The sequence below is a fragment of the Pseudomonas sp. Z4-20 genome (assembly GCF_051131955.1).
In the GTDB taxonomy this organism is placed as follows: domain Bacteria; phylum Pseudomonadota; class Gammaproteobacteria; order Pseudomonadales; family Pseudomonadaceae; genus Aquipseudomonas; species Aquipseudomonas marvdashtae.
Window position 1 is genome coordinate 835,689 of sequence record NZ_CP071641.1, and the last position, 12,811, is coordinate 848,499.

Genomic DNA, 12,811 nt, shown 5'->3' on the forward strand with positions numbered 1-12,811 from the left:
GCACTTTTCAAGGATGCCCTTATGCCAGACGCGACGTCCCTCACCCCTGCTTTCATGGTGGTCCATGGGAATCGCCTCGATGAGCTGCGCAGCCTGGTAATCAGCCTGATGCGGCGTTATCCGCTGGGGCCACTTGAGAATGAAGTCGCGCTGGTACAAAGCAACGGTATTGCCCAATGGCTGAAGTTGGCACTGGCGGAAGATCCGCAGGACGATGACACGGGCGGTTGCGGTATTGCGGCTGCCATTGATGTGCAGTTGCCCGGCAGCTTTATGTGGCAGCTCTACCGGATGGTACTTGGCCGTGACGAAATTCCTGCAAAGTCACTATTGGATAAGGCTCCGCTCACGTGGAGGCTGATGCGCCTCCTTCCGCAACTGATCGAACAGCCCCATTTCGAACCCCTGCGACGTTTTCTTACCCACGACACGGACTTGCGCAAGCGATACCAACTGTCCGAGCGCCTGGCCGATCTGTTCGATCAATATCAGGTGTACCGGGCCGACTGGCTTGAAGATTGGGCGCAGGGACGACATCAGACGAGAAGCGTCCGTGGTGAAGCCAAGCCGCTCGCTCCGGCAAATTGTTGGCAAGCGGAGTTGTGGCGGGCCTTGTTGCTGGATGTGGGTGAGAAGGGCATGGCTCAAAGCCGAGCAGGCGTCCATCAACGCTATATCGAGCGGATCAATAGTCTGGATGTCGCTCCCCAAGGTCTGCCTGCGCGGGTAATAGTCTTCGGCATTTCCTCGTTGCCTGCACAAGCTCTCGAGGCTCTCGCCGGCCTATCACGATTCAGCCAGGTTCTGTTGTGCGTCCACAACCCGTGCCGTCACCATTGGGCCGACGTCGTTGCCGACAAGGATTTGCTTCGCCATCAATACAAGCGGCAGGCGCGCAAGACCGGCATGCCAGACATCCTCGACCCGCAAGCGTTGCATCAGCACGCTCATCCGCTTTTGGCGGCCTGGGGAAAGCAAGGGCGCGACTACATCAACCTCCTTGACAGTTATGACGATCCAAACACCTATCGCTCGGTATTTCGCGAGGGACGGATCGATTTGTTCAGCGAGAGCGCTCCCACAACCCTTCTCAGCCAGCTGCAGGATGACATCCTCGAATTGCGCCCCTTGGACGAAACCCGGGAGCACTGGCCAGCGGTCGATACCGAGCGAGATGGATCGATCCGTTTTCATATTACCCACAGCGCCCAGCGCGAAGTTGAAATCCTACATGATCAGTTGCTCGCCCATTTCAGCAAGGACCCGACCCTGCGCCCCCGGGATATCATCGTCATGGTCCCGGACATTGACAGTTATGCGCCGCATATCCGGGCAGTATTTGGCCAGCTCGACAGGACCGACCCTCGTTTCATTCCATTCACGCTGACTGACCAGGGCCAGCGTGGACGCGACCCGCTGTTGATCGCCGTCGAGCATTTGCTCAAGCTGCCTGATAGTCGCTTCCCAGTCAGCGAAGTCCTCGATTTACTCGATGTGCCGGCATTGCGCGAGCGGTTCGGCATTGACGAGGCTGATTTGCCGACACTGCACCGCTGGATCGAGGGGGCTGGTATCCGCTGGGGCATGAACGCCGAGCATCGTGCAGGGTTGGGTCTGCCCGCGGAGCTTGAGCAGAACAGTTGGCGTTTTGGCCTGCGTCGCATGTTGCTGGGATATGCCGTCGGCACCTCGCAGGCTTACGAGGGCATTGAGCCCTATGACGAAATCGGCGGCCTTGACGCCGCATTGATCGGCCCGCTGGTTGCCCTGCTGGACGCGCTTGAGGTCGCTCATCAAGAGCTCAGTCAACCGGCGTCACCCCAGGACTGGGGCGCGCGCCTGCATGACTTGATGCAGTTGTTCTTCCTGGCGAGCAACGAGCATGACGACTACTTGCTGGCCCAACTGGAGGACCTGCGTGAAACCTGGCTGGAAACCTGCGATTCGGTTGGACTGGATGACGAGCTGCCTTTGACGGTCGTGAGAGAAGCCTGGCTGGCCGGGCTGGATCAGGGGCGATTGTCCCAGCGCTTCCTCGCCGGGGCGGTCAATTTCTGTACCTTGATGCCGATGCGCGCCATCCCCTTCAAGCTGGTCTGCCTGTTGGGAATGAACGATGGTGATTACCCACGAGCGCAACCGCCGTTGGACTTCGACCTCATGGGCAGCGACTACCGACCTGGCGACCGTTCCCGGCGTGAGGATGACCGCTACCTGTTATTGGAAGCGCTGCTTTCTGCACGGGAGAAGCTTTATATCAGTTGGGTCGGCCGCAGTATCCGTGACAACAGCGAGCGGCCTGCATCCGTCTTGATCGGCCAGTTGCGTGACCATCTTGCCAGCGGCTGGCAATTGCCAGATGGCGATGGCGATGGCGAGCTTCTCGAAGCACTGACCCAAGAACATCCTTTGCAACCGTTCAGCGCCCGTTACTTTTACCAGGGCGATGATCTGTTCAGCTATGCCAGCGAATGGCGCACGCTTCACCATAACCACGATCCGGTCGCCACGCCTCCAATGTTGGCACCCTACGTCCAGGAAGAACCCTTGGCCCTTGGTCAATTGCAGGACTTCCTACGCAACCCTGTCCGTCATTTCTTCAGTCAGCGGCTCAAGGTATTTTTCGAGACCTTTGAAGCTCCGCTGGCGAATGACGAACCCTTCGTCCTCGATGCCCTGCAGCGCTACAGCTTGAGTGACAGCCTGCTCGAGGCCGCTCTCGTTCGCCTCGATCAACCGGATCTGGCCCTGGAGGCTCATGCCAGGAGGTTACAGAACAGCGGCCTGCTACCCATGGCTGGTTTTGGTGAGTGCATGCAGCGTGAGTTGGTAGAGCCGCTGCCTGACCTGCTCCAGCGTTACCAGCAGCTCCTGGCGTTATGGCCAACCCCGCTGACAAGCGCGTTGCCTGTCAGCCTGCAACTGAACGATATCAGCGTAGAAGGCTGGCTCAGCGGCTTGCACCAGCGATCCGATGGTGAAGTCCTGGCCATCACCGCGATCCCGAACAGCATTGGCTCTACCAAGACCCGCAAATGGCATCGCCTGATACGCCCCTGGGTCAACCATCTCGTAGCCTGCGCCAGCGGACTTTCGATGACGACGGCATTGGTCGCCAGCGACGATAGTTTACTACTGGCGCCTTTTGAGGAGCCGGTTGCGCGAAAGCTGCTCGGCGATCTGTTGCAAGCCTGGCAGAGCGGTATGCGCCAGCCTTTACCGATAGCGGTGAAGACGGCTTTCGCCTGGCTCGGCCAGGGCGACCCGGACAAAGCCGAGGCGGCGGCTCGAAAAGCCTATGAAGGCGACGGGTTGACGTTTGAAGGTGAGCGACGCGAAAGCCCGGCGCTAGCTCGACAATATGCCGACTTCGATGCCTTGATGGCTGACGAAACATTTCCCGATTGGTGCGATGCGCTTTACCGACCGCTAATCGAAGCCGCGTGGCGTTCATTGGCCGCCGAGGAAGGACGTTCATGAGCCGGCAAATCCCTTTGGCCCTGGCCTTTCCGCTACGTGGCAGCCAGTTGATCGAAGCCAGCGCCGGGACTGGCAAGACCTTTACCATCTCGGCGCTGTACCTGCGCCTGGTGTTGGGGCATGGCGGTCCGCAGAACCGGTTTGGTCGCGAGCTCCTGCCTCCGCAAATCCTGGTGGTGACTTTTACCGACGCCGCCACCAAGGAACTGCGTGAGCGTATCCGCACGCGCCTGGCAGAGGCGGCGCGGTTTTTTCGCGACGAAATTCCTGCCCCGGACTCGTTGATCGCGGCGTTGCGCGACGAGTTCGATGCAGAGCAATGGGCAGCCTGTGCGAACCGACTCGATATTGCCGCGCAGTGGATGGACGAAGCGGCTGTTTCGACTATCCATAGCTGGTGCCAGCGGATGCTGCGCGAGCACGCTTTTGACAGCGGCAGCCTGTTTACCCAGACCTTGGAAACCGATCACAGCGAACTGCTCGGCGAGGTGCTGCGCGACTACTGGCGACTGTTCTGCTACTCGATGCAGGGCGAAGCGTTGAGCTGGGTGCGCACTCATTGGGGCGGGCCCGCCGCGCTGCTGCCGCGAGTAAGAGGGTTATTTGCCAGCGAGCGCGGCAATGGTGATGGACTTGCCCCCGCCGAACTCATCGCCACGTCCCTGCAGGAACGCAGCGCCGCCTTGCTCGATCTCAAGGCTCCTTGGCGCCAATGGGCCGTGGAACTCTTGGAAATCTGCCAGCAAGGCGTTGCCAATAAAAGCGTCGACGGGCGCAAGATGCAGGCCCGTTACTTCGAACCGTGGTTTCAGAAAATCACCGCCTGGGTGGAAGACGAAAGCCTCGAGCTCCTGGATATCGGCACCGGCTTCACGCGATTGACGCCCGAGGGCATGGCAGAGGCCTGGAAAGGCGAGGTGCCCAATCATCCCGGACTGGACGCCATGTCGGGCCTCAAGGCCAGCCTGGATGCGTTGCCTACCCCGGAGGCCGCAGTGTTGCAGCATGCCGCGCAGTGGGTCGGGGCGCGCTTCGAAGCGGAGAAACGTCGCCGGGCGGAGATGGGCTTCGACGACATGCTGTTGCGCCTGGACGCGGCTTTGCAGGCTGAGGGCGGGGAGCGCCTGGCGAGCTTGATTCGCGAGCAGTTTCCAGTCGCTTTGATCGACGAGTTCCAGGACACCGATCCGGTCCAGTACCGCATCTTCGAGAGCATCTACCGCATTGAAGACAATGATCCCGAGACGGGGCTTTTCCTGATCGGTGATCCAAAACAAGCCATCTATGCTTTTCGCGGTGCCGACATCTATACCTACCTGCGCGCCCGGCAAGCCACGGCTGGTCGGTTGCATACGCTGGGAACGAACTTTCGTTCCAGTCATGCGATGGTCAGCGCGGTGAACCATGTTTTCCAGAGTGCCGAGTCGCGTCCGCAGGGGCGCGGGGCTTTCTTGTTCCGTGAGCCATCGGGTCGCAATCCGGTGCCGTTCCTGCCTGTCGAGTCCCAAGGACGCAAGGAGTCTTTGTGGGTCGCGGGACAGGCCATGGCAGCCCTGAATATCTGGCACCTGGCTTCGGACCAGCCAATTTCCGGAGCGGTGTATCGACAGCAAATGGCCGCTGCTTGCGCCAGTGAAATCACGGCGCTGCTTAACGGCGGCCAGTTGGGGCGTGACGGATTTGTCCAGGAAGAAACGATGCGTCGCGGGATTCTGCCAGCCGATATCGCCATTCTGGTGCGCGACGGCAAGGAAGCGCAGGCCGTGCGCGGCGAGCTGTCCGCTCGCGGTGTGCGCAGTGTGTATCTGTCGGACAAGGACTCGGTCTTCGCCTCGCAGGAAGCACGGGACTTGCTGGCCTGGCTCAAGGCTTGCGCCGAGCCGGATGTCGAGCGACCGCTGCGGGCAGCGCTGGCCAGTATCACCTTGAATTTGCCACTGACAGAATTGGAGCGCCTCAACCAGGATGAGCTGGCCTGGGAAAGTCGTGTCATGCAATTTCGTGGCTATCGGATGGTCTGGCGTACACAAGGCGTGCTGCCCATGCTGAGGCGTCTGCTGCACGATTTCAAACTGCCCCAGGCGCTGATGACGCGCGATGACGGCGAGCGCGTGCTGACCAATTTGTTGCACTTGTGCGAGCTGTTGCAGCAGGCTGCGGTCGAGCTGGATGGCGAACAAGCGTTGATTCGATATCTTTCCGAACACCTGGCATTGACCGGGCAAGCGGGAGAAGAACAGATCCTGCGCCTGGAAAGCGACGAGCAGTTGGTCAAAGTGGTTACGATCCATAAATCCAAGGGGCTCGAATACCCGTTGGTTTTCTTGCCGTTCATTTGCTCGACGAAACCGGTCGACGGCAGTCGGTTGCCTTTGCATTACCACGATGAAACCGGCCAGGCGCAGATCAGTCTCTCGCCTACCCCAGAGCTGATCATCAAGTCCGATGACGAGCGTCTGGCCGAGGATCTGCGCCTCTTGTACGTGGCGCTTACGCGCGCGCAGCATGCCTGTTGGCTGGGTGTTGCCGATCTCAAGCGCGGCAGCAACAACCGTTCGATCCTGCATCTGTCTGCCTTGGGTTATCTGCTCGGCGCAGGCGCGCCGTTGACCGAGTCGGTGGGATTGAGGCGGTGGCTGGAAGATCTGCAACAAGGCAGCCAAGCGGTGAACTGCCTGGAGATGCCGCAGCCCAGCGCTGAACACTACCGGCCTGCCCGCAACGACGCGTTACTGCTCGAGCCCTTGCTACCCGTGCGTAAGGCCAGCGAAAACTGGTGGATCGCGTCCTACAGCGCATTACGCTTCGGCGACAGCCTCAATGCAGGCAGCGACACCGCACCGGAAAATCCGCAGGCGCAGAAGCTGTTCGATGACGAGCGACTCGACCCGGACGCGCCGAGGGAAGCTGTCGCTGCCGGCGGCGATATCCACCGCTTTCCCCGCGGTCCCAACCCCGGCACCTTTCTTCACGGGCTTCTGGAATGGGCGGCCGGCGAAGGCTTCCCAACGACTCCGGGGATCATCAAGGACGCCATTGCCCGGCGCTGCAATCGTCGGGGCTGGAACGGCTGGATCAATACGCTTGGCGATTGGTTGCTGCACCTGATCACAACGCCTTTGCCGAGCGGTGCGGACCAGGCTCCGGTGGTGTTGGGGCACTTGGAGCGATTCCAGGTCGAGATGGAGTTTTGGTTCGCCAGCCATAAGGTCGACGTGCTCAAGCTCGATGACCTGGTCTGCCGATCGACCCATGGTGGCGTGGCTCGCATCGCTGCGGAGCCGGTGCTGCTCAACGGCATGTTCAAGGGCTTCATCGACCTGACCTTCGAGCACGACGGTCGTTATTACGTGGCCGATTACAAATCCAACTGGTTGGGTATCGATGATGCGGCCTATACCGAGCAGGCCATGGAGCAATCGATCCTGGACAATCGTTACGATCTGCAATACGTGTTGTACCTGTTGGCCCTGCATCGCCAGCTCAAGGCGCGCTTGCCCGACTATGACTACGACCGGCACGTGGGTGGCGCGTTGTACATCTTCCTTCGCGGAACGCGCGCAGCCAGCCAGGGCGTGTACTTCACCAAACCCCCACGAACCCTTATCGAACAACTCGATCGCCTGTTCCAAGGGGCGCCCGAACCCAAGGCCGAGCCGGCGTGGGTGCAGGGAGAATTGCTATGAGTCGTTCTTTTGCCGATCTGCTGCCCAAGGCGTCCGATGACGAGAGCCTGATGAACCTGGCGCCCCTGGGCCACGCCAATGACCTGTTACTGTTGCTCACGCGGTGGGTGGAGCGTGGTTGGCTGCGGGCCCTGGACAAGGCTTTTGTCGCGTTTCTCCATGAACTGGCGCCTGATGACGACCCGTTGGTCTTGCTTGCCGCGGCACTCACCAGCCATCAACTGGGCCACGGGCATGTCTGCCTGGACCTGTTCGAGACGCTCAAGGAGCCGGATTTTGCCCTGTCATTGCCCCCGGAAGGTGACCTGCAAAGCGGGGTACTGCTGCCGTCCCAGGTGTTGCGAACCCTGGAGGGTGCCCGTTGGTGCAAGGTCCTGGCATCCAGCCGGCTGGTAGCCCTGGCTGTCGATAAGAGCGAGGAGGCGCAGCAACGCCCGTTGGTACTGTCCGGCAAGCGCCTTTACTTGCGTCGTTACTGGGGGTACGAACGACGGATCGATGAAGCGTTGGGCCAGCGACTGGCCGAACATGAAACTGCGCCGGCTGACCTGGGCGAGCGCCTGGCCGGGTTGTTCGGGCCGGCCAGCAAGACAGGACCGATCGACTGGCAGAAACTGGCCTGTGCGTTGGCGACACGGAGCGCCTTCAGTATCGTTACCGGTGGCCCGGGCACCGGCAAGACCACTACGGTCGTGCGCCTGCTCGCCTTGCTGCAGGCACCGGCCGTGGAGGCTGGAAAACCGCTGCGCATTCGCCTGGCCGCGCCCACCGGCAAGGCCGCGGCACGCCTGACCGAGTCCATCAGCCAGCAAGTCCGCACGCTGGATGTGACCGAGGCCGTGCGCGAACGCATTCCTTGCGATGTCACCACGGTCCACCGGTTATTGGGCAGCCGTCCCGGTACCCGACATTTTCGTCATCATCGGGGCAATCGATTGCCACTGGATGTATTGGTGGTCGATGAGGCGTCGATGATCGATCTGGAAATGATGGCGAATTTGCTGGATGCGCTGCCGACCCATGCGCGGTTGATATTGTTGGGGGACAAGGACCAACTGGCTTCGGTAGAGGCCGGTGCGGTACTGGGGGATTTGTGCCGGGATGCCGAGGAAGGCTGGTATAGCCCGCAGACCCTGGCTTGGCTCGAGTCCGTCAGCGGGGAAAACCTGACGGCCAGCGATCTGAAGCAGGACCTCGATGGTGCTCACCCCTTGGCCCAGCAAGTGGTGATGCTCAGGCATTCGCGGCGTTTTGGCGAGGGCAGTGGTATCGGCCAACTGGCTCGCAGGGTCAATGCGCAACAGCCTGATCAAGCCCGTCAGTTGTTATCGCAAGGCGAGTATGACGACTTGTTTACCCTGGCCTTGAAAGGCGAGCACGACGGGACGCTGGAGCGTTTGCTGCTTGACGGCCTGCCGGCGGGGCCGCAGGGATATCGGCATTATCTAAGCGTCATGCGGCAACTGCGCCCGGCCATTGCTCGCCCGTTGGAAGATCGCTGCTGGGCCGATTGGGCGCGGGATGTCCTGTCGGCGTTCGACGAGTTCCAACTGCTCAGCGCTGTACGCAAAGGTCCGTGGGGCGTCGAAGGGCTGAATCAGCGAATCACAGCCGCACTGCTCAGGGCTCGCCTGATCGAAAACGATCACCTGTGGTACGAGGGGCGTCCGGTATTGATGACCCGCAACGACTATGGGCTGGGGTTGATGAACGGCGATATCGGCATTGCCCTCAAGCTGCCCGAACGTGACGGGCCTGACGCGGGCAAACAGGTCTTGCGGGTCGCCTTCCCGCGTAACGATGGCCAGGGTGGCGTGCGTTTCGTACTTCCCAGCCGCCTGAATGATGTGGAAACCGTGTACGCCATGACCGTACACAAGTCCCAGGGTTCGGAATTCACCCACACGGCGTTGATTCTTCCAGATGCGTTGAACCCGGTGTTAACCAAGGAATTGGTGTATACCGCCATTACCCGGGGCAAGCGCTGGTTCAGCCTGATAGAGCCGCGTGCGGGAATATTCGAGGAAGCGGTCCGGCGCAAGGTCAAGCGCTTGAGCGGATTGATGTTGGAGTGGGAACAGGCTGAATGAACGATCAGCTATAGCGGTGCAATGTCTCGACCGTGAAGCGCCTGTTTTTTGTCGGAAGTCGCTATAGTTCACTGTCTCGCTGGCTTTTTGACACTGTGTTATCGTTCCGGCTCTTATCTACAACCAAGAGATTGTCCATGACAACGAGGCTATGGGAGACAGTTCGCAGGAAGCGATGCCGGCATTTGCCTGCTGCGCTCTTGTGTTTGCTGTCGCCTGTTGCTATCGCCCAGGATCCACCGTCCACGACCCGAGCCGACCTGCGAGCCGAGGCGGTTGCGCAAGTCGTGATGGGCATTCTCAGCTACGCTCGCTGGCCTGTGGAGCCAACGCAGCTGCAACTGTGCATCGTCGGGCCGACCCAATACACGGACGATCTGGTCAAAGGCACCATCCAGGCTACCGGTCGGCCGGTGGTCGTGCAGCGAGTGCTGGCGGACCATCCAAGCATTCCCACCGACTGCAACGCCGTCTACATCGGCCAGCTGACCGGCGATGAACGCGTTCGCCTGTTTGCCTCTTTGATCGGTAAACCGGTGTTGAGCATCAGCGAGGGCGGCGATCAATGTACCGTCGGAAGCCTGTTCTGCCTGCGGGTCGGTGATGAACAAGTGTCGTTCGAGGTCAATCTCGATTCGGTGGCCCGCAGTGGCGTGCGTATCCATCCGAGCGTGCTCCAGCTATCACGCCGCAGGCCTGCCGCACCATGAATTCGTCGAGACCACGGATTCGTCCTACGTTGGGCTCGGTCATTGGCCGCGGTCATTTGATCGTCGCGCTGGTGGCGATCACCATGGCCAGCGTTTCCCTGACGTTGCTGGGCGTGCTTGCCTTGCGGGTCTATGCCGATCACAACTTGCACCTCATCGCCCGTTCCATCAACTACACGGTGGAAGCCGCCGTGGTGTTCGATGACGCGGCCGCCGCCACCGAAGCGCTTGCCTTGATTGCCAGCACCGAAGAAGTGGCCGATGCCCAGGTGTTCAACGAGCAAGGTCGACTGTTGGCCCACTGGCACCGACCGGAAACCGGCCTGTTGTCGGAACTGGAAATGCACATCGCCAAGGCCTTCCTGGAGAAGCCCATCAGCCTGCCCATCGTCCATCAAGGGCAGAATGTCGGCAGGATCCTGCTGGCAGGACATGGCGGCAGCCTGTTACGTTTTCTGCTCAGCGGCCTGGCGGGGATCATTTTATGCACGGCGATCAGCGCCTGGGTCGCGCTGTTCCTGGCGCGACGTCAGTTGCGGGCGATCACCGGGCCTCTGCGCAGCCTGGCTGAAGTGGCTCACGCCGCGCGCTGCGAACGCGTCCTGGACCGTCGGGTGCCGCCGGCCGACATCGCCGAGCTGGACAATCTGGGCAATGACTTCAACGCGTTGCTCGCTGAACTTGAGTCTTGGCAGACCCATTTACAAAGCGAGAACGAAACCCTGGCCCACCAAGCCAGCCACGACAGTCTGACGGGGTTGCCGAACCGGGCGTTTTTCGAGGGCCGGCTGATCCGTGCGTTGCGTAATGCCAGCAAGCTCGACGAGCAAGTGGCCGTCCTGTACCTGGACAGTGACCGCTTCAAGGGCATCAATGACAACTTTGGTCACGCCGCCGGTGACGCCGTATTGACGGCCGTCGCGACCCGGGTCCGCGCGCAGCTGCGGGAGGATGACCTGGTGGCGCGCCTGGGAGGTGATGAGTTCGCCGTGCTGTTGTCACCCTTGCACCAGACCGAGGACGCCGAACGTATCGCCGAAAAAATCATCGCGAGCATGGAGATGCCAATTCAATTGCCCGGCAATGCCTCGGTCCTGACTTCCCTCAGTATCGGCATTGCCGTTTACCCCGAGCATGGCGCCACGCCCGGTGCCCTGCTCAGTGCCGCCGATGCGGCGATGTACCAGGCCAAACGCCTCGCCCGAGGCGGCCAACACACGGCGGGGTCGGAGCACTCGGTCGCGGATCTTCAAACCAGGAGCTGATTGCATGCTTTCAAATTCTCGTTTTCCTCTGCTGCGTTACGCGGCATTTTTATTCATCGCTATTTTTACCCTCACCGCATGCCAGACGGCACCGCAGAAAGGGCTTACTCCAGCGCAAATAGCGGTCCTCAAGGAGCAGGGGTTCAAGTTGACTGAAGAAGGCTGGGCCTTCGGTCTTTCCGGCAAGGTGTTGTTTGGCAGCGACGTGGAAAGCCTCAACACGGCCAGTACCGAGATCGTCGAGCGGATCGGCAAGGCGCTGCTGGGTGCACGTATCGAGCGCGTACGCGTCGATGGCCATACCGACGCATCAGGCTCCCAGGCCTACAACGAACAATTGTCGATACGACGGGCCAACAGTGTCGGCAAAGTGTTGATCGGCGTCGGCATGCGCGAAGAAAACGTTCAGTTGCGCGGCCTCGGTAGTAGCCAGCCAGTCGCGTCCAACGACACCGCTAACGGTCGCACCGAGAATCGTCGCGTCGCCATCGTGGTCATCGCCGACTAATCGGCGAACACCATCTCCCGGCTGTTGCCCATCAGCAATGGCTGGTTCTGTTCGGTGACTTCCCGGATGTAATCCCACAACAGGGTGATCCGCTTGAGCTTCCTGAGGTCTTCTCTACAGTACATCCAGAACTGCCGGGTCACGGTGATTTCCTCTGGCAGTACCGGCAGCAAGCGCGGGTCTTGGGCGGCCAAAAAACATGGCAGGATTGCCAGCGACCGGCCTTGCTGCGCCGCCACGAATTGCGCGATCACGCTGGTGCTGCGCAGATGCGCGTGCGCGCCGGGGAGCACGTTGGCCAGGTAGAGCAGCTCGGAACTGAACGCCAGGTCATCCACATAGCTGATGAACGAATGCTTGCCCAAGTCTGCCGGGCGGTGAATGGGCGGGTGGTTGTCCAGGTATTGCTGGGTGGCGTAGAGCTGCAGTCGGTAGTCGCACAATTTGCAGCATACATACGGTCCGTGTTCGGGGCGTTCCAGGGCAATGACGATGTCGGCTTCACGCTTGGACAGGCTGATGAAGTGCGGCAGCGGAAGGATGTCCACCGAGATTGCCGGGTAGGCGTCGACGAAATGGCTCAACTGCGGTGTGATGAAAAAGCTGCCGAAGCCTTCGGTGCAACCCATGCGTACATGCCCGGACAGCGCGACGCCTGAGCCTGAAACCTGTTCGCAAGCCATGTGCAGCGTGCTTTCGATCGACTCGGCATAGCCCAGCAACCGCTGGCCTTCAGCCGTCAGGACAAAACCGTTGGTCCGGGATTTCTCAAACAGCAGCGTGCCCAGTGATGTTTCGAGCGAGCTGATGCGTCGTGACACTGTGGTGTAATCGACAGCCAGCCGTTTCGCCGCCGTGCTGGCCTTGCGGGTACGGGCCACTTCGAGGAAAAACTTGAGGTCGTCCCAATTCAGCGACCCGAGAGAGGTGATGTTTTTTTGCATGATGGACCGGTTTTTATGTGCGTTCTTATTAGAAGTTTGCACATCTATACTCCAAAAACCGTCTCGTCACCAAGGTGTCTGTGTACCTTGGTCTTTGCTGAACCAGCGCTCTCTTATAAGAACAAATC

Annotated in this window: 7 protein-coding genes; 6 read left to right on the forward strand and 1 reads right to left on the reverse strand. The window is 60.4% G+C overall.

Annotated features, from left to right (window positions below):
* Positions 1-21: 21 nt before the first annotated feature.
* The 6 genes from recC to J3P82_RS04025 all read left to right on the forward strand — a co-directional run bounded on the left by recC (position 22) and on the right by J3P82_RS04025 (position 11,739).
* The gene (recC, locus tag J3P82_RS04000; protein WP_434560882.1) at positions 22-3,480 is read left to right on the forward strand and encodes an exodeoxyribonuclease V subunit gamma; all 3,459 of its coding nucleotides are present in this window, start codon (positions 22-24) and stop codon (positions 3,478-3,480) included.
* On the forward strand, positions 3,477-7,166 hold the full coding sequence (recB, locus tag J3P82_RS04005; protein ID WP_434560884.1) for an exodeoxyribonuclease V subunit beta: 3,690 nt from the start codon (positions 3,477-3,479) through the stop codon (positions 7,164-7,166). The genes recC and recB overlap by 4 nt, the downstream gene beginning before the upstream one ends.
* The gene (recD, locus tag J3P82_RS04010; protein WP_434560886.1) at positions 7,163-9,256 is read left to right on the forward strand and encodes an exodeoxyribonuclease V subunit alpha; all 2,094 of its coding nucleotides are present in this window, start codon (positions 7,163-7,165) and stop codon (positions 9,254-9,256) included. Before recB ends, recD begins: the two co-directional genes overlap by 4 nt.
* A gap of 137 nt (positions 9,257-9,393) precedes the next feature.
* The gene (locus J3P82_RS04015) at positions 9,394-9,966 is read left to right on the forward strand and encodes a YfiR family protein (protein WP_434560888.1); all 573 of its coding nucleotides are present in this window, start codon (positions 9,394-9,396) and stop codon (positions 9,964-9,966) included.
* Entirely contained in the window at positions 9,963-11,231 is a 1,269-nt protein-coding gene (locus J3P82_RS04020; protein ID WP_434560890.1) for a diguanylate cyclase domain-containing protein, read from the forward strand. Before J3P82_RS04015 ends, J3P82_RS04020 begins: the two co-directional genes overlap by 4 nt.
* Positions 11,232-11,235: 4 nt before the next feature.
* Positions 11,236-11,739 carry an OmpA family protein gene (locus tag J3P82_RS04025; RefSeq protein WP_434560892.1) on the forward strand — a complete coding sequence of 168 codons (504 nt, stop codon included), beginning with the start codon at positions 11,236-11,238 and terminating at the stop codon, positions 11,737-11,739.
* Here J3P82_RS04025 and J3P82_RS04030 read toward each other — a convergent pair.
* Positions 11,736-12,683: a LysR family transcriptional regulator gene (locus J3P82_RS04030; protein WP_434560894.1), complete on the reverse strand. Its 948-nt coding sequence runs from the start codon at positions 12,681-12,683 to the stop codon at positions 11,736-11,738. The two genes, J3P82_RS04025 and J3P82_RS04030, sit on opposite strands and share 4 nt — an antisense overlap.
* Positions 12,684-12,811 lie beyond the last annotated feature (128 nt).